This window comes from Siccibacter colletis (assembly GCF_000696575.1).
GTDB classification, from domain to species: domain Bacteria; phylum Pseudomonadota; class Gammaproteobacteria; order Enterobacterales; family Enterobacteriaceae; genus Siccibacter; species Siccibacter colletis.
On record NZ_JMSQ01000001.1, the window covers coordinates 491,276 to 508,439 of the forward strand.

14 protein-coding genes are annotated in these 17,164 nt (G+C 58.4%); 7 read left to right on the top strand and 7 right to left on the bottom strand.

Annotation, left to right across the window (positions count from 1 at the left end; translation table 11 throughout):
- Positions 1 to 6 precede the first annotated feature (6 nt).
- From yhdP to csrD, 7 genes are all read right to left on the bottom strand, one after another.
- Positions 7 to 3,810, bottom strand: coding sequence for an AsmA2 domain-containing protein YhdP (yhdP, locus tag ET34_RS0102350; RefSeq protein ID WP_031519119.1), 3,804 nt, complete (start codon positions 3,808 to 3,810; stop codon positions 7 to 9).
- Positions 3,811 to 3,865: 55 nt separating this feature from the next.
- On the bottom strand, positions 3,866 to 5,335 hold the full coding sequence (rng, locus tag ET34_RS0102355; protein WP_031519121.1) for a ribonuclease G: 1,470 nt from the start codon (positions 5,333 to 5,335) through the stop codon (positions 3,866 to 3,868).
- The gene (locus tag ET34_RS0102360) at positions 5,325 to 5,918 is read right to left on the bottom strand and encodes a Maf family protein (RefSeq protein WP_031519122.1); all 594 of its coding nucleotides are present in this window, start codon (positions 5,916 to 5,918) and stop codon (positions 5,325 to 5,327) included. The genes rng and ET34_RS0102360 overlap by 11 nt, the downstream gene beginning before the upstream one ends.
- 9 nt (positions 5,919 to 5,927) lie before the next feature.
- Complete coding sequence (gene mreD, locus ET34_RS0102365; protein ID WP_031519124.1) at positions 5,928 to 6,416, bottom strand: rod shape-determining protein MreD; 489 nt, start codon at positions 6,414 to 6,416, stop codon at positions 5,928 to 5,930.
- Positions 6,416 to 7,465 (bottom strand): rod shape-determining protein MreC, encoded by a 1,050-nt coding sequence (gene mreC / locus ET34_RS0102370; protein ID WP_031519126.1) that lies wholly within the window; start codon positions 7,463 to 7,465, stop codon positions 6,416 to 6,418. The genes mreD and mreC overlap by 1 nt, the downstream gene beginning before the upstream one ends.
- Before the next feature lie 66 nt (positions 7,466 to 7,531).
- Complete coding sequence (gene mreB / locus ET34_RS0102375) at positions 7,532 to 8,575, bottom strand: rod shape-determining protein MreB (protein ID WP_012883014.1); 1,044 nt, start codon at positions 8,573 to 8,575, stop codon at positions 7,532 to 7,534.
- A 307-nt stretch (positions 8,576 to 8,882) separates the two neighbouring features.
- Positions 8,883 to 10,823 carry an RNase E specificity factor CsrD gene (csrD, locus tag ET34_RS0102380; protein ID WP_031519138.1) on the bottom strand — a complete coding sequence of 647 codons (1,941 nt, stop codon included), beginning with the start codon at positions 10,821 to 10,823 and terminating at the stop codon, positions 8,883 to 8,885.
- Positions 10,824 to 11,128: 305 nt separating this feature from the next.
- Between csrD and msrP the strand changes: the two genes are divergently transcribed.
- The 7 genes from msrP (at position 11,129) to panF (ending at position 17,154) form a co-directional block, all read left to right on the top strand.
- Positions 11,129 to 12,136, top strand: a complete 1,008-nt coding sequence (gene msrP, locus ET34_RS0102385; protein ID WP_031519140.1) for a protein-methionine-sulfoxide reductase catalytic subunit MsrP — start codon at positions 11,129 to 11,131, stop codon at positions 12,134 to 12,136.
- The gene (gene msrQ, locus ET34_RS0102390) at positions 12,137 to 12,736 is read left to right on the top strand and encodes a protein-methionine-sulfoxide reductase heme-binding subunit MsrQ (protein ID WP_031519142.1); all 600 of its coding nucleotides are present in this window, start codon (positions 12,137 to 12,139) and stop codon (positions 12,734 to 12,736) included.
- 234 nt (positions 12,737 to 12,970) lie between these two features.
- Entirely contained in the window at positions 12,971 to 13,423 is a 453-nt protein-coding gene (aroQ, locus tag ET34_RS0102395; RefSeq protein ID WP_031519144.1) for a type II 3-dehydroquinate dehydratase, read from the top strand.
- Between the two features lie 22 nt (positions 13,424 to 13,445).
- Positions 13,446 to 13,919, top strand: coding sequence for an acetyl-CoA carboxylase biotin carboxyl carrier protein (accB, locus tag ET34_RS0102400; RefSeq protein ID WP_031519146.1), 474 nt, complete (start codon positions 13,446 to 13,448; stop codon positions 13,917 to 13,919).
- 10 nt (positions 13,920 to 13,929) lie between these two features.
- Positions 13,930 to 15,279, top strand: a complete 1,350-nt coding sequence (gene accC, locus ET34_RS0102405) for an acetyl-CoA carboxylase biotin carboxylase subunit (RefSeq protein ID WP_031519147.1) — start codon at positions 13,930 to 13,932, stop codon at positions 15,277 to 15,279.
- Positions 15,280 to 15,467: 188 nt separating this feature from the next.
- The gene (locus ET34_RS0102410) at positions 15,468 to 15,710 is read left to right on the top strand and encodes a YhdT family protein (protein WP_031519149.1); all 243 of its coding nucleotides are present in this window, start codon (positions 15,468 to 15,470) and stop codon (positions 15,708 to 15,710) included.
- The gene (gene panF / locus ET34_RS0102415) at positions 15,700 to 17,154 is read left to right on the top strand and encodes a sodium/pantothenate symporter (protein ID WP_031519150.1); all 1,455 of its coding nucleotides are present in this window, start codon (positions 15,700 to 15,702) and stop codon (positions 17,152 to 17,154) included. The genes ET34_RS0102410 and panF overlap by 11 nt, the downstream gene beginning before the upstream one ends.
- The last annotated feature ends 10 nt before the right edge of the window (positions 17,155 to 17,164 follow it).

Genomic DNA, 17,164 nt, shown 5'->3' on the forward strand with positions numbered 1-17,164 from the left:
GTCAAATCATTGCGCTTTTGCGTCGCGCGGCTGGCGCAGCACTTCATTGATCTGCGGTTTCTCAACCGGCCCGGTGATCTGGTAACGCAGAATAGAGACTTTATTCCACAGCGGGCCGAGCACGCGGCTGGCAGCAAAGACCGCCGCGCCGACAATCGGGTTCACCGCAAAGGCAGCTGCAACGCCGACGGTCGCGGAAATTTCTGGTGCCACCACCGCTTCCATATCCAGCTCGCGTCGCACCAGATTAATACTGCCTTTCATGGCGATATCCGCTTCCAGGCCGTCCACCAGCGTATCGTCGGTGTTCATTACGCCATCTTTTATCCAGGCGGTGCTGCGGATCGAATCGTAGTAGAAACCGTCGCCGAAGGTGTCGCTGAAGTCAAAGCGCAGCTTGCGTAGCAGCGCGTCAAAGCTCAGCAGACGCAGCAGCTGACCGGCATGACCGGCTCCGGCCTCCGCGATCTCTCCTTTACCAAGCCGGGTGTGCAGAATGCCGTTGAGCGAGGCGATGTCCGGCTGCCAGGGCTTCGCCCGCCAGTGCAGATCGTAATCCACATCAAACGACGACCCCTGCAGCGGCGTAGACAGCCCGAAGAAGCCCGTCGCGGCGTCGAGCTTCTTCCCTTTCAGCTTACCCTTAAGCGACGTGCGTTCGGCCCCGGGCGCGTTCACCCACTCGCCGTCGGCGGTGAGACGGGCAAAACCGGTATCCAGCAGACCGTTCGCCAGATGCAGACTGTTCCCTTTAACGGAAAAATCGCCGTCGACCCGCCCGTACTTCTGCCCGAACAGCCAGCACTCGGCGCAGCGCAGTGCCAGATCGGGCCAGCCGCTAAAGTCGATGGCCTCACCCGAGCTGAATGGCGATGCCGGGGCGGTGTTGCCGTTGGCCGCGCCCGCACTGGCCGGATTAAAGTAGAGATAGCGGATGTTCGCCAACCACGGCGCGTTGTTACGCTGCGTCAGGGTAGCGTTGATCTCGCGTCCCTGGGCATCAATCTTCAAGCCGTCTGCTTGTGGGGTGGAGACAACGCTGAGGTTGTTCCACTGCTGACCGCCCAGCGCCAGCGCCGGGGTGCGCAGCGTTACCCGCGACGGTAAGGCGGTAGAAGAACTCACCTTATCGGCCGCCCCCTGGTTGAACAGGGCCAGCCACTGTGCGCCGTCCAGCGCCGGCAGGTTCAGCTCCATACCTGGGGCTTCAGGCAGCGGCGGCAGCGTGCGGCTGTCCGAGGCCCAGATGGCGCGATCCAGCGTCAGCTTGTCGTTGAGCAGCCAGCGGCTGTTGAAGTGGTGCGTGGTGCCGGCGCTTCCGGTCAGGGTAAAGGCGCGCAGATCGCCTTCAACGTTCACCTTCACCGGCAACGGCTCACCGGCGGCCTTTTCCACTGGCGGAGGTAAGTGACTACTTACATTCTTCATATCCGCCGTGACGCTGACGTTATAGCCCGCGCTGCCCTGATACGGCAGCGTAATGCCAACGTCGCCCTTCCATGCCACGCTGCCGCCAATCTGCTTACTGACCGCTTCGGGCAGCAGGCCGGTGCGGGCAGGCTGCCAGTTACCGTCCAGATTGATACCCACCTCGAAAGCCTTCTCCTGCTCGCGAGTAGTGAAACTCACGTTAAGCGGCTGCGTGAACCAGCTCGCCTTGAGCGGGCCGCTGTCGAGATTACCGTTCTCGAAATGGAAGCTACCGCTGAGGTTTTTCAGGGTACTGTTAAGCGGTTTCACAAACAGCGCGTTGTCTTTCAGCGTGACGTCACCGCTGGCGGTGGTCATCCCGCCATCGAGCGGAATATCGAGATGTAAGCGAGCACTCACATCCCCATCAAGCTGAAGCTCATCCAGCGTGGCACCGAGCGAGTCCTGCAATGGCGTCTGTTTGAAATAAGGCCCCACCGCGCTACCCGGCCCGCTGATATTCGCATCCACCAGCAATTTTTCTGCCAGATAATCAGGAATGGTTGCCGTAACGTTGCGCCCCGTTACGCCGCCGAGTTTCATCTCGTCGGTCTTCATCCATAGCCCGTCGTTGATAAAGTCGAGCTCGATATCGAAATTATCGAGCCCTGGCCAGCCTGGCTGGAAGGCGAAGGTGGCATTGCGCAGCGGCACCAGCACTTCAAACTGCCCGTCGTTATGCTTATACGGGAAACGATGCGGGTCACCGCCGTACACCAGGGTGGCATTTTCGACCTGGCCTCCCTTGATAGCGCCGCTCAGGTAATCCACCAGATGTTTCCCCATCAGGTTTTCCGGGAAATAGCGCCAGGCTTCGCCGGCATCGTTGGTGCTGATCCCCGCCAGAATGCCGAGCCAGGGCGCGCCGTTGGCCGGCTGGGCGTAGTGGAAATCACCGCGCGCGCGTACCGCTTTTGCCGAGACATCAATTCCGGTGCCGTCCAGCCGCCAGCCGCTGGCATCTTTCTGCCATGCCAGCGTGGCGTTGCCCTCGCTTATCTCAAGCGGGGCGCGGAACACGCTTTCATAGGGCATCACCGCGTCGTGTACCGTGCCGGTCAGGGTGCCATTTTCCATACTGCCTGCGACGCTGCCGGAGAAGTGCTCAACACCGGGCAACAGCTTCCACTGTTTCCAGCGCAGATTGCTCCACCAGGCTTTAAAGCGCGTTTTATCAGTCGCCTGTAGCGGAATATCCAGCGCCAGCGCATCGATGCTGCCCGCGGGCTGCATGATGTTCCACACCTCGTTCAGACGGGGGGCAATTTTTTGCGCCAGCGGCAACAGCGCGTCGAGGCCGCTCAGCTCAAGATGGCTGGCACGCACCCGCAGCTCGTCGCTGCGCTGGTCCGCGTTGCCCGCCACGCGCTGGCCGGGGAACCAGCCCAGGGTCAGTGCGCCTTTCGGCCAGGGTTTATCATCCAGCGAGATACGGGTGGAGGGAATATCCAGCTGCCAGCCGTCACCCTCTTTCGTGACGTGAGCGGTGAGGTTATCCACCGCCAGGCGATGGGTTTGCTTATCGCCCTGCCAGCTGGCACCGCCCTGCTTCAGCCACACGTCGCCACCGGCGATATCGCCATCGCGCAGCGTCATCCAGGCCGCGAGGCTGAACCGGGCGCTACTTAGCTGAACGTTGTACTGCATCCACTTGCCGAGCCAGGGTTTGACGTCCACGTCGTCGGCCTGCATCCATACCGTGCCGCTGCTCAGCAGGCCGCTGTCGTCGCGCAGATCCATCCGCACCTGCATGACGCCATGCTGTCCGGTCAGGCTGGAGAGGCTCACCTGTCCTTCAGCGCGATGACGATCGTCGCCGTTAAGCCAGGTCAACTGGGGGATAGTCAGCTCGGCGCGCTGGCCGGAGAGCGTGAGAAAACTGATGGTGCTGTCGCGCAGATCGAAATGGTCGAACTGGCGCAGGAAGAGATCGCTCAGGCGATTGGCTTCAATGCCTTTTCCGCCGCCGCTGGTGTCGATGGGCGTGTTGGTACGCATTTGCAGCTGGTGGAACGTCAGATCGCGGAACTGCCAGCGAAAATGCAGCAGGCTCTGCCAGACATCCAGCGCCAGGGTGACGCGCTTAATATCCACCGCGCCGCCATCGCTCAGACCGATGTGAATATCGCGGGCGTCAAGCGTCGGGCCAAAGTTCTGCCAGCTGGCCTCAAGCTTGCTGGCTTCAACCAGCTGCCCGTAAGACTGGCTGATTTTCGTAAGAATAGTGGGACGCCAGCTATCCAGATACGGCAATGCCAGCCGCAAACCACTCACCAGCAGTGCGACGATAACGATAAGCGTAGCGCCTGTGAGTAGTAAAATCCCCGGCAGTCGCCTCACACATCTCTCCTTGTCTGCCGCCACAGCGGTATGCTCATTCCTCGCACCGCGCCAGCTACATCATAACCACGTCGAACTGCTCCTGATTATAGAGCGGTTCGATCTGTACTTTGACCTGCTTGCCGACGAAGATTTCCACTTCCGCCAGCGCGTGAGACTCTTCACTTTTCAGGGCTTCCGCCACCGCCGGTGAGGCGTAGACCAGGAAGCGGTCGGAATCATAGGCGTGATGCACGCGTACGATTTCACGCATGATCTCATAGCAGACGGTTTCCACGGTCTTTACCGTGCCGCGGCCGTGGCAGGTCGGGCATTCGTTGCACAGCACGTGCTCCACGCTTTCGCGGGTGCGCTTGCGGGTCATCTCCACCAGGCCAAGCTGGGAGAAGCCGTTAATGCTGGTCTTCACCCGGTCTTTGCTCAGCGCCTGCTCAAGCGAGTGCAGCACGCGGCGGCGGTGGTCCTCATTGCTCATATCGATGAAGTCGATAATGATAATGCCGCCCAGGTTGCGCAGGCGCAGCTGGCGGGCGATAGCCTGCGTCGCTTCGATGTTGGTATTGAAAATGGTGTCATCGAGATTGCGGTGGCCGACGAACGCGCCGGTGTTGATATCCACCGTGGTCATCGCTTCGGTTTGATCGATGATCAGGTAACCGCCGGACTTCAGCTCAACCTTGCGCTCCAGCGCGCGCTGGATTTCGTTCTCAACGTCAAAGAGATCGAAAATCGGCTGGCGACCGCTGTAGTGCTCCAGCTTGCTCGACATATCCGGGATGTACTCTGCGGTAAACTCCTGCAGCATCTCGAAGGTCAGGCGGGAGTCCACGCGGATGCGGTCAAGCGACGTGCCGGCAAAATCGCGCAGCACGCGCTGAGCCAGCGCCAGTTCGCCGTACATCTGGTAACGCGTCTGGTTGCGTTTTTTGCGCTCCATCACCTTGGTCCAGACGCGCTTCAGGTAAGCGGCGTCCGACGACAGGTCGGCTTCACAAATGCCTTCAGCGGCGGTACGGATGATAAACCCGCCCAGATCGTCGCAATACTCAGAGACGATACGCTTGAGGCGCTCGCGCTCTTCTTCGCTCTCGATACGCTGGGAGACGCCAACGTGGGAGGCACCCGGCATAAACACCAGATAGCGCGACGGCAGCGTGATGTCGGTGGTCAGGCGTGCACCTTTGGTGCCGAGGGGATCTTTCACCACCTGCACCATCAGATCCTGGCCCTGACGCACCAGCTCAGAGATATCGCGCACGGTGAAGTTTTTCTGCTCTTCCCCCGCCACGCATTCGGTGTGCGGCATGATATCGGAGGCGTGCAGGAACGCGGCTTTGTCCAGGCCAATATCTACAAATGCCGCCTGCATTCCGGGCAGTACCCGGCTGACGCGACCTTTGTAGATATTCCCTACGATCCCGCGGCGAGCTTCGCGCTCAATGTGAATTTCCTGAAGAATACCACCGTCAATGTAAGCAACCCGGGTTTCTGAAGGGGTTACATTGACCAATAATTCAGCCGTCATTTTTACCTCGTGCTTCACGCAGCGCGTTAACGTTAGCCAGCAGTTCCCAGGTTTCGACCAGCGGCAGACCTACTACCGCGTGATAACTGCCGTTAATTTTTCTGACAAAGCATCCGCCCAGCCCCTGGATACCGTAAGCGCCGGCTTTATCCATCGGCTCGCCGCAGGCGACGTAGCGGGTAATATCATCCTCAGACAATACTCTGAAAGTCACCTCGGTGACCACAAGACAATCAAGCAGATGGGTGCCATCAGCGATCGCGACCGCGGTTATTACCTGGTGTGTATTTCCAGAAAGGCGACGCAGCATCTCGCCGGCGTGGTGCGCATCCCGCGGTTTTTCCAGCACCTCGCCGTCGAGAATGACAATAGTATCCGCGCCCAGCACTGGCAAATCCGTCGGCGCATTCGCCACCCCAGCCCGCGCTTTGTCACGCGCCAGGCGGCGCACGTAGGCTTCTGCGCTTTCCTGCGGCTGGCGTAACTCTTCAACGTCAGTCAGCACGCGCTCAAAGGCGATGCCCAGTTGGGTCAGGAGTTCAGCGCGACGGGGCGAGCCGGAAGCGAGATACAACGTGGTCATGCTACCTCTTTATTGCACAGAAAATTGCTGACGAATTTTACGCATCAGCAGGAAGATCCACGGCCAGAGCACGCCGTTGACGACGCTGCCCCAGAACACTTCCGGGCGGAACGACACGTTGATCACCAGGAACTCGGCCCAGAACACAATCAGCTCGGCGGCGATGGAGAGCAGCATCACTACCAGCGCCTGTTGCCACAGCGCGAGGTTACGGAACAGCTGGTACTTGAGCGCCACCAGATAAGCAATGATCGACAGCGCCAGCGCCCGCACGCCCAGCGTCGATCCGCTGACCAGGTCGAGGATCGCGCCGATCACCAGCCCGGTACCGACGTTTACCCGGTGCGGCAGCGCGAGGATCCAGTAGAGCAGGATCAGCAGCACCCAGTCAGGCCGGAACACCAGGATGTTGTCCGGCCACGGCATGATCTGCAGCAGCAGGGCGATAAGAAACGAAAGCCAGATGACCCAACGTCCCTGGCTACGATAGCTTCCCACTATTGCCCTCCCGCTGCCGGCGACCTGGCCGGTGGTGAAGATGAAGGTGTGCGGGTTGCCGCGCCGTTGCTGGTGCCAGGCGCAGGCGTAATACCGGTTGCCGGGGCCGGAACCGGTGCGGGTGGCCCCATGGTATCCGGCGACGGCAGCACCTGCGGCATCATCTGCATCAGGCGTTCATTCGCCACGCGGTGCACATCTTCCGGAGTCATCGGGTTGGTCCCTTCGCGATCGGCACCCCACAGCAGCAGCAGATAGCGCAGGCGCTGCAGCCCGGCGGTCGGACGCGCCTGGATAACGGTATAGGCACGCTGGGTGTCCAGCTTAACTGACGACACCACGCCCACCGGATACCCTTCCGGGAAGCGGCCGCCGAGGCCCGAGGTCACCAGCACGTCGCCAACACGAATATCGGTGTTGGCCGGCAGATGCTCAAGTTGCAGATCGTCAGTACAACCGCTGCCCGCCGCGATAACGCGAATGTCGTTGCGCAGCACCTGAATCGGCAGCGCGTGGGTTGCGTCGCAGATCAGCAGTACCCGGCTGGTGAGCTTCGCGACCGCCACCACCTGGCCGACCACGCCTTTGTCGCTGATCACCGGCTGGCCTTCGTAAACGCCGTTTACGCTGCCTTTGTCGATGACCACCTGATCGCTGTAGGGGTCGTTAACGGTAGAGATAACCTGGGTCACCATCTTCTGCTCATCCTGACGCAGCGGCGAGCCGAGCAGTTCACGCAGGCGCGCGTTTTCCTGCTTGTACTGGCCAAGCATCAACAGCTCGCTGTTTTTCAGCAGCAGTTCCTGACGTAACGCGCGGTTTTCAAGTTCCAGCTGATCGCGTGATGCCAGGGTCTGAGAGACACCATCCAGCAGTTCACGGGGACCATTAGAGATAAAGTAGAAAGGACTGACGGCGGTATCCATGTACGTTCGAATCTGGCTGAACGTACCGAGGCGGCTGTCGGCGATGATCACACCAAGCGCCACCACTACCGCCAGAAAAAGGCGAATCTGTAGTGACGGGCCACGGCTAAAAATTGGCTTCATAGACTATGCGTATTCTCCGGCCAGACAAAAAGGGGCAGCCTCATGGCTCCCCCTCTCTGCAGCAGATTACTCTTCGCTGAACAAATCGCCGCCGTGCATGTCGATCATTTCCAGTGCCTTGCCGCCGCCGCGTGCGACACAGGTCAGCGGATCTTCTGCCACTACTACCGGAATGCCGGTCTCTTCCATCAGCAGACGGTCGAGGTTACGCAGCAGCGCACCACCACCGGTCAGCACCATGCCGCGCTCGGAGATGTCGGATGCCAGTTCTGGCGGGCACTGTTCCAGTGCAACCATCACCGCGCTCACGATGCCGGTCAGCGGCTCCTGCAGCGCTTCGAGAATTTCGTTGGAGTTCAGGTTGAAGCCACGCGGCACGCCTTCTGCAAGGTTACGACCACGCACTTCGATTTCGCGCACTTCATCGCCCGGATAAGCAGAACCGATTTCATGCTTGATGCGCTCTGCGGTCGCTTCACCAATCAGCGAGCCGTAGTTACGACGCACGTAATTGATAATGGCTTCGTCGAAGCGGTCGCCGCCGATACGCACGGAGGAGGAGTACACCACGCCGTTCAGGGAGATCACCGCCACTTCGGTAGTACCGCCACCGATATCCACGACCATAGAACCCGTAGCTTCGGAGACCGGCAGGCCAGCACCGATTGCAGCCGCCATCGGCTCTTCAATCAGGAACACTTCACGCGCGCCTGCACCCTGGGCAGATTCGCGAATGGCGCGACGCTCAACCTGGGTTGCGCCAACCGGCACACACACCAGTACGCGCGGGCTTGGGCGCATGAAGCTGTTGCTGTGAACCTGTTTGATGAAGTGCTGCAGCATCTTTTCAGTGACGAAGAAATCAGCGATAACGCCGTCTTTCATCGGGCGGATAGCGGCGATGTTACCCGGCGTACGACCAAGCATCTGTTTTGCTTCATGGCCGACAGCGGCAACGCTTTTCGGTGAACCGGCGCGATCCTGACGAATAGCCACAACGGAAGGCTCATTCAGAACGATGCCTTGTCCTTTTACGTAAATCAGGGTATTCGCAGTACCCAGGTCAATGGACAGGTCATTGGAAAACATGCCACGAAATTTTTTAAACATACTAAGGGATAATCCTGAAAGCTGGGGCGGAAGAGAAAATCCGCTTACTTTACCAACCACACGAGGCAGCGACAAGGCGCAAAAACGTTCTGCATCGGTGAAAAATAGTGCAGTTCATTTCCTTTGTAACATCCTGAAATATCGCCTGATAACACCAGAAAAAATAAGGATTTCCGGGCTGCGACAGGTCGGACAAGACAATGAGCGAACTGGCATAATTATGCTGCGATAAACCTTCCGTCAGGCCTGGTTGCCCCCTCAGGTTGCAGCGCGCGTTATTCTACGTGAAATCACGTTAAACGGCAGGTCAAACCGAATATCTTTGCAAATATTTTTTCACCCCGGTGTCGAGGGGTTGCGACGCCGCGATATATTCGCCCTGCCCGCCTGCCACGCCCATTTCTACCAGGGTTTGCCACTCGCTTCGCGTACGAATTCCGGTGGCAAAGAGTTGGGTTTGCGTGCCGCTGCAGGACTCCACCAGGCTTTGAATAAACAGCTGGTTCTCGGTGCGCTTTTCGATGTTGCGTACCAGACCGGGGTCGAGCTTAATCAGTTCAACGTTAAGCACCTTAATCCAGTTAGTGCTAACCACGGTTAAACCGGCCTGAATGACAGCCACGCGCACGCCCAACGCCTTGATCAAACGGACAATCGGCTGAACTTCGCTGATGTGTTGACACACGGCAGCCTCTGCAAGTTCAAAAATAATGCGCTGACGCTGCGATTTTTCACATTCGAGCAACGCATCGCGCAGCCAGCGCTGGAACGTGGGGCGAATCAGCGAGTCAACCGAGACCGGCATCGCCAGCGTCTCTTCAGGCCAGAGCGCCAGCAGCGGCAGCACGCGGCTGACCTGCTGCGTATCGTACTGCTCCGCCAGCCCAAACTGTTGCACCAGCGGTTTATACTCCGCCGAGCTCACCTCTTCCTTGCCATCGAAGATGCGGCACATGATTTCCCGATGGTGCACGCTGCCATCTACATTAATGGCGGGCTTCTGGTAGAAACGCGGGCCGCCGCGCTGCAGCGCCTGTTCGATCAGGGTGCGCCAGCGCACGTTGCCGCGCCCTTTTTCCGGCAGCATGTTGTCATACACCGCCCAGCTGTTGCCGCCCTGCAGCACCGCGTTGCGGGTCGCCATACCGGCATGCTCCATTACCTGCTCGGTGGTTTGCCCGCTGCGCCAGGCGCAAATACCGATGTGGATCATGTCGCTGCGATCCAGCATGCGCGTCGGCGGCAGCGAGTCCACGGCGTTAAGCAGCTGGCTGGCGATGCCGTCCGCCTCTTTCAGCGTCCGGTGCGGCAGCAGTACGGCAAAATCGCTGCGGAAGTAGCGCGCCAGCAGCGCACCGGGGTAACGCATAATAAAGGTAGAAAGCATGTTGATCAGAGTGAACAGGTACTCTTCAACCGCCACGCGTCCCCAGGTGTCGGCGAGGGTATCGAAGTCGGGCAGGCGAATGATCATCACCACGCCGTGGGTTCCCACCTTTTCCGGATCTTCCAGCAGCGTGCCCAGCTGGTTATCAAAGAACAGGCGGTTATTCAGCCCGGTGCGAGTGTCCTGTGCGGCATGGGCGCGGATCAGCGTATCCATGCGGCTGCGCTGCTCACCGGCGTTTTCGATTTCCGCCAGCAGCATATCAATGGCGTAGCTGGCCTGAGTTGGCGGTTCGTCCGGGGAACGCTGCACCCGCGCACCACGCTCGCCGCGAATAATGCACATTGCCCGGCGCTCCAGTTGCTCATGGCCGATAAACTGCCGGCGCTGCCAGCGTAGCGCAGCCACCAGCATGGCGATGATGACCAGCATGGCAATGCTCAGCGGTGCGGAGGTTTTCAGTGACTGAAAATAGCTCGCCATCGGGTCCTGCCAGCTGAACTTCAGCGTCATTCCCGGTACTTTCAGCAGCGGGACGTCCGTGGCAAGGGCGTCATCTTCCCGCTCCTCGTCGTTGAGGCCGGGAGAACGATGGTAGTGAAACAGTGTGCTGTCGCCCTGCTGAAAAGTGATGCTGTTGATGTCGGCCGGGATCATCAGTTCATCAAGGCGTTCGGTCAGCCGCTCCGGTGGATGCGTAACCAGGTGGTTATCAAGCAGAATGGCAACGGTCTGGACGCGCTGCTCTGCGCGCGCCTGCACGGTGTAATAAAAGCCGACCGTACACCCAATGAGAGTGACGAGGATTGCCAGCACCGTTAGCAGGGTAACGAGGGCCGAGAGTTTCGTCGTTAAGCGCATCCTTGTGTCAACTCCGTCAGATTACAGGTCTGTGGCACCCGGCGGGGCCGCGAAAAGGGGCGTGGCAACGCGTCTGTTGTCACACTGGCGAGAAAACATGCATAGTAGCAAACATAGCAGGGCTATACCGAGCATTTCCAGTAAATGCCCGCCGCGCTTGTTGTTTTTATGAAAAACCTCAGGCCGAACGCGCGCATTATAAAAATTTTTACACTTTCTTAACCCGAGTTGTCGCGCGCTTACTGACTCCCTGTCATGATGAATATTATTGTCTTTTCCCCCTCCGGGAGCCTACGGGAGTCGCCATGAAATTACCGCGTCGTCCTCTGACGGAAGCGGATGTTACCGCTGAGTCAGCCTTCTTTATGCAGCGTCGTCAGGTACTGAAAGCGCTGGGTATCAGTGCCGGTGCGCTGGCGCTATCTTCGCCGGCGCAGGCAAGTCTTGTTGACTGGTTCAAAGGTAATGAACGCGCCAAAGCCCCCGCCGGCAAGGCGCTGGAATTTGCGAAACCTGCCGAATGGCAAAGCACGCTGGCGCTCACCCCGGAAGACAAAGTCACTGGCTATAACAACTTCTATGAGTTCGGGCTGGATAAAGCCGACCCGGCCGCCAATGCGGGCAGCCTGATTACAAATCCCTGGACGCTCAAAATAGAAGGAGAAGTTGGCAAGCCGCTGACGCTCGATCATGACGACCTGACCCGACGCTTCCCGCTGGAAGAGCGCATCTACCGTATGCGCTGTGTGGAAGCCTGGTCCATGGTGGTGCCGTGGATTGGCTTCCCGCTGCATAAGCTGCTGGCGCTGGCCGAACCCACCAGCAACGCGAAGTACGTGGCGTTTCAGACGCTCTATGCCCCGGAGATGATGCCGGGTCAGCAGGATCGCTTTATCGGCGGCGGGCTGGAGTATCCCTACGTTGAAGGCTTACGTATAGATGAAGCGATGAATCCGTTGACGCTGATGACCGTCGGCGTGTACGGCAAGGCGCTGCCGCCGCAAAACGGTGCGCCGCTGCGTCTTATCGTGCCGTGGAAATACGGTTTCAAAGGCATCAAATCTATCGTCAGTATCAAGCTCACCCGCGAACGGCCGCCGACTACCTGGAATCTTTCTGCGCCGAACGAGTACGGTTTTTATGCCAACGTCAATCCGCATGTAGATCATCCGCGCTGGTCCCAGGCCTCGGAACGCGTCATTGGCTCCGGCGGTATTCTCGACGTCAAGCGCCAGCCGACGCTGCTGTTTAACGGTTATGCCGATCAGGTAGCCTCGCTCTATCGTGGCCTGGATCTGCGGGAGAATTTCTGAGTGCGACTGACCGCGAAACAGATTACCTGGCTCAAAGTAGCGCTGCATCTTGCTGCGTTTTTACCCTTTCTCTGGCTGATATTTGCGATTAACGCCGGGGCGTTCAGCGCCGATCCGGCGAAAGATATTCAGCATTTTACCGGCAGGATGGCGCTAAAGCTGCTGCTGGCGACCCTGCTGGTCACGCCGCTGGCGCGACTGGGGAAACAGCCGCTGCTCATCCGCACCCGTCGGCTGCTGGGATTATGGTGTTTTGCCTGGGCTACGCTGCATCTCACCAGTTATTCGCTGCTGGAACTCGGTATCGACAACCTGGCGCTGCTCGGCCAGGAACTGGTTACCCGCCCCTATCTACTGCTCGGCATTATCAGCTGGGTGATACTGCTGGCGCTTGCCGTTACGTCCACTCAGGCGATGCAGCGCAAGCTGGGCCGTAACTGGCAACGTCTGCACAATTTCGTCTATCTGGTCGCGATCCTCGCGCCGGTTCACTACTTATGGTCAGTGAAAATCCTCTCGCCCCAGCCGCTGATCTACGCCGTGCTGGCGACGATACTGCTGCTATGGCGCTACAAGAAGATTCGCCAATGGTTCCGATAACGCGCAGAATCTGCGGCCTTTAGCGCAAATTTCTTATTCCATGCTGTGATAACGTAGCCGGGGTTTGATTATCTTCCCTGATAAGACCAGTATTTAGCTGCCAAATGCTACGAAATCGTTATAATGTGCGACTTTGGTTTTTACCAGACCCGATTTTGACGGTCAAAAGGTGACAACCATGCAACATGGGTATATTTTGTAAATTGCCTTAAATTTGCAGGAGATTGCGGCACGATGGCGGATAAGTTTCACATTTTGCTTTTGAACGGCCCGAACCTTAACATGCTCGGCACCCGTGAACCGGAGAAGTACGGCACCCTGACTCTCAACCAGATTGTCAGCCGTCTCACCGCAGAAGCACAGTCGTTAGACGTGACGCTTGATAGCCTGCAATCCAACGCTGAGCATGAGCTGATTGACCGAATTCATCAGGCTAAAGACAACGTGGACTATATCCTGATTAATCCGGCCGCATTCACACATACCAGCGTTGCGATCCGTGATGCGCTGCTGGCGGTGAGCATCCCGTTTATTGAGATCCATCTCAGTAACGTGCATGCCCGCGAGCCGTTCCGCCATCACTCATATCTTTCAGATATTGCTGCCGGCGTGATCTGCGGATTTGGCGCCGACGGTTATACCTATGCACTACAGACGGCGGTAAAACGCCTGTCACAAACACACTAAACAAAGAGTACGGAACCCACTCATGGATATTCGTAAGATTAAAAAACTGATCGAGCTGGTTGAAGAATCAGGCATCGCTGAACTGGAAATTTCTGAAGGCGAAGAGTCTGTACGTATCAGCCGCACACCGGCCAATGCAGGCTACCCTGTGATGCAACAGGCGTATGCCGCACCGATGATGCAGCAGCAGCCCGCGCTGTCCAACGCTATCGCGCCTGCCGTAACACCGGCCATGGAAGCGCCTGCCGCAGCGGAAGTCAGTGGTCATATCGTACGTTCCCCGATGGTTGGTACGTTCTACCGCACCCCAAGCCCGGACGCGAAAGCCTTCATCGAAGTGGGCCAGAAAGTGAATGTCGGCGATACCCTGTGCATCGTTGAAGCGATGAAAATGATGAACCAGATCGAAGCTGATAAAGCGGGCGTGGTTAAAGCCATCCTGCTGGAAAGCGGCCAACCGGTAGAATTTGACGAGCCGCTGGTCGTCATCGAATAACGAGGCGCACATGCTGGATAAAATTGTTATCGCTAACCGCGGCGAGATTGCACTGCGTATTCTTCGTGCCTGTAAAGAGCTGGGCATCAAGACTGTGGCTGTGCACTCCAGCGCGGACCGCGACCTGAAACACGTACTGCTGGCAGACGAAACCGTGTGTATTGGCCCGGCCCCGTCTGTTAAAAGCTACCTGAACATCCCGGCTATCATCTCTGCGGCGGAAATCACCGGCGCGGTGGCGATTCACCCGGGTTACGGCTTCCTCTCCGAGAACGCCAACTTCGCCGAGCAGGTTGAGCGCTCCGGCTTTATCTTCATCGGTCCGAAAGCCGACACCATTCGTCTGATGGGCGACAAAGTGTCTGCGATCACCGCCATGAAGAAAGCTGGCGTACCGACCGTACCGGGCTCTGACGGCCCGCTGGGCGACGATATGGATAAGAACCGCGCCCATGCCAAACGCATCGGCTATCCGGTGATTATCAAAGCCTCCGGTGGCGGCGGCGGTCGTGGTATGCGCGTTGTGCGCAGCGATGCCGATCTCGAACAATCCATCAACATGACCCGTGCGGAAGCGAAAGCCGCTTTCAACAACGACATGGTGTACATGGAGAAGTACCTCGAGAACCCGCGTCATATCGAAATCCAGGTACTGGCTGACGGCCAGGGCCAGGCGATCTATCTGGCTGAGCGCGACTGCTCCATGCAGCGTCGTCACCAGAAAGTGGTTGAAGAAGCGCCGGCACCGGGCATCACTCCGGAACTGCGTCGCTACATCGGCGAGCGCTGTGCCAAAGCCTGTGTCGATATCGGCTACCGCGGGGCGGGTACTTTCGAGTTCCTGTTCGAAAACGGCGAGTTCTACTTCATTGAGATGAACACCCGTATTCAGGTAGAGCACCCGGTTACCGAAATGATCACCGGTGTGGACCTGATCAAAGAGCAGCTGCGTATCGCTGCCGGTCAGCCGCTCTCCATCAAGCAGGAAGAAGTGACCATCAAAGGCCATGCGGTGGAATGCCGTATTAACGCCGAAGATCCGAACACCTTCCTGCCAAGCCCGGGTAAAATCACGCGTTTCCACGCGCCGGGCGGCTTTGGTGTGCGCTGGGAATCTCACATTTACGCGGGCTATACTGTGCCGCCGTATTACGATTCCATGATCGGCAAACTCATCTGCTACGGGGAAACCCGTGACGTGGCGATTGCCCGCATGAAAAATGCGCTGCAGGAGCTGATCATCGACGGTATCAAAACCAACGTTGAACTGCAGATGCGTATCATGAGCGACGAGAACTTCCAGCACGGTGGCACCAACATCCACTATCTGGAGAAGAAACTCGGTCTGCAAGAGAAGTAATTTCTCGCACCGAAAGGCCGGTGATTGTGCCTGCCGCGTAACGCGGCAGAACCACAGTCCCGGCCTTTTTCTTTTTTTAGCCGCAGCCCGTTGCCATGCGGTACAATCGCCGCTTTGTTAAATCATGCCCTCCACTACGGCAGTAATGTAAGTGCTTACTGACGTATGCAGAGGCGATGGGGACGACAATGGACAAACGTTTTGTTCAGGCCCACAAAGAGGCCCGCTGGGCGCTGTGGCTCACCCTTTTCTATGTCGCTGCCTGGATACTCGGCAGCTGGCTACCCGACTCCACGCCGGGCATCACCGGCCTGCCACGCTGGTTCGAATTCGCCTGCCTCGCCATTCCACTGCTGTTTATCGTGCTGTGCTGGCTGATGGTGAAGTTCATCTATCGCGATATCCCGCTGGAGGATGATGATGCAGCTTGAAGTGATCCTGCCGCTGGTGGCGTACCTGGTTATCGTGTTCGGATTATCCATGTATGCCATGAAGCAGCGCGCCACCGGCACCTTCCTGAATGAGTACTTCCTCGGCAGCCGCTCAATGGGCGGCGTGGTACTGGCGATGACGCTCACCGCCACCTATATCAGCGCCAGCTCGTTTATCGGCGGGCCGGGGGCAGCGTACAAGTACGGTCTTGGCTGGGTGCTGCTGGCGATGATCCAGTTGCCCGCCGTCTGGCTGTCGCTGGGCATTCTTGGCAAGAAATTCGCTATTCTGGCGCGCCGTTATAATGCGGTAACGCTCAACGACATGCTGTATGCGCGCTACCAGAGTCGCCTGCTGGTGTGGCTGGCAAGTTTCAGCCTGCTGGTGGCGTTTATCGGCGCGATGACCGTCCAGTTTATCGGTGGCGCACGCCTGCTGGAAACCGCGGCGGGCATCCCCTATGAAACCGGGCTGCTGATCTTCGGTATCAGCATTGCGCTCTACACCGCATTCGGCGGCTTTCGCGCCAGCGTGCTGAACGACACCATGCAGGGGCTGGTGATGCTGATCGGCACTATTTTGCTGCTGATCGCCGTGGTTCACGCCGCCGGTGGCCTGCACAGCGCCGTGGATAAGCTCACCGCAATCGACCCGAAGCTGATTTCGCCAGAGGGTGCGGAAGATATTCTCACCCCGACCTTTATGACCTCGTTCTGGGTGCTGGTCTGTTTTGGCGTGATTGGCCTGCCGCACACCGCTGTGCGCTGTATCTCCTACAAAGACAGCAAAGCGGTACATCGCGGGATGATTATCGGCACCATCGTGGTGGCGATCCTGATGCTGGGCATGCACCTTGCCGGGGCGCTGGGACGCGCAGTGCTGCCGGATCTTAACGTGCCGGATCTTGTGATCCCGACGCTGATGATGCACGTGCTGCCGCCGTTTGCCGCCGGGATCTTCCTCGCCGCGCCAATGGCTGCGATCATGTCGACGATCAACGCCCAACTGCTGCAATCTTCGGCGACCATCATCAAAGACCTCTATCTGAATCTGCGCCCGGAGCAGTCCGCCAACGAAGCGCGTCTGAAGCGCATGTCGACGCTGATTACGCTGGTGCTGAGCGTGCTGCTGCTGCTCGCCGCCTGGCGTCCGCCTGAGATGATCATCTGGCTGAACCTGCTGGCGTTTGGTGGGCTGGAAGCGGTATTCCTCTGGCCGCTGGTGCTCGGGCTGTACTGGGAGCGCGCCAACGCCGCAGGGGCGCTGAGCGCAATGGTAACGGGCGGGGTGCTTTACGCCATCCTGGCTACGCTAAAGATACAATGGCTGGGTTTCCACCCTATCGTGCCATCACTGCTATTGAGTCTGCTGGCCTTCGTCATCGGCAACCGTTTTGGTCGCCCGGTGGCCGCGCCGGTAGCCGTTTCACCAACTGATAAATAAAGAGTTTTGC

Bases quoted from the DNA above. Each gene is read 5' to 3' on its own strand.
- mreC (WP_031519126.1), bottom strand. From the start codon at position 7,465: ATGAAGCCAATTTTTAGCCGTGGCCCGTCACTACAGATTCGCCTTTTT.
- ET34_RS0102360 (WP_031519122.1), bottom strand. From the start codon at position 5,918: ATGACCACGTTGTATCTCGCTTCCGGCTCGCCCCGTCGCGCTGAACTC.
- rng (WP_031519121.1), bottom strand. From the start codon at position 5,335: ATGACGGCTGAATTATTGGTCAATGTAACCCCTTCAGAAACCCGGGTT.
- accC (WP_031519147.1), top strand. From the start codon at position 13,930: ATGCTGGATAAAATTGTTATCGCTAACCGCGGCGAGATTGCACTGCGT.
- msrP (WP_031519140.1), top strand. From the start codon at position 11,129: ATGAAATTACCGCGTCGTCCTCTGACGGAAGCGGATGTTACCGCTGAG.
- mreB (WP_012883014.1), bottom strand. From the start codon at position 8,575: ATGTTTAAAAAATTTCGTGGCATGTTTTCCAATGACCTGTCCATTGAC.
- csrD (WP_031519138.1), bottom strand. From the start codon at position 10,823: ATGCGCTTAACGACGAAACTCTCGGCCCTCGTTACCCTGCTAACGGTG.
- ET34_RS0102410 (WP_031519149.1), top strand. From the start codon at position 15,468: ATGGACAAACGTTTTGTTCAGGCCCACAAAGAGGCCCGCTGGGCGCTG.
- accB (WP_031519146.1), top strand. From the start codon at position 13,446: ATGGATATTCGTAAGATTAAAAAACTGATCGAGCTGGTTGAAGAATCA.
- aroQ (WP_031519144.1), top strand. From the start codon at position 12,971: ATGGCGGATAAGTTTCACATTTTGCTTTTGAACGGCCCGAACCTTAAC.
- panF (WP_031519150.1), top strand. From the start codon at position 15,700: ATGCAGCTTGAAGTGATCCTGCCGCTGGTGGCGTACCTGGTTATCGTG.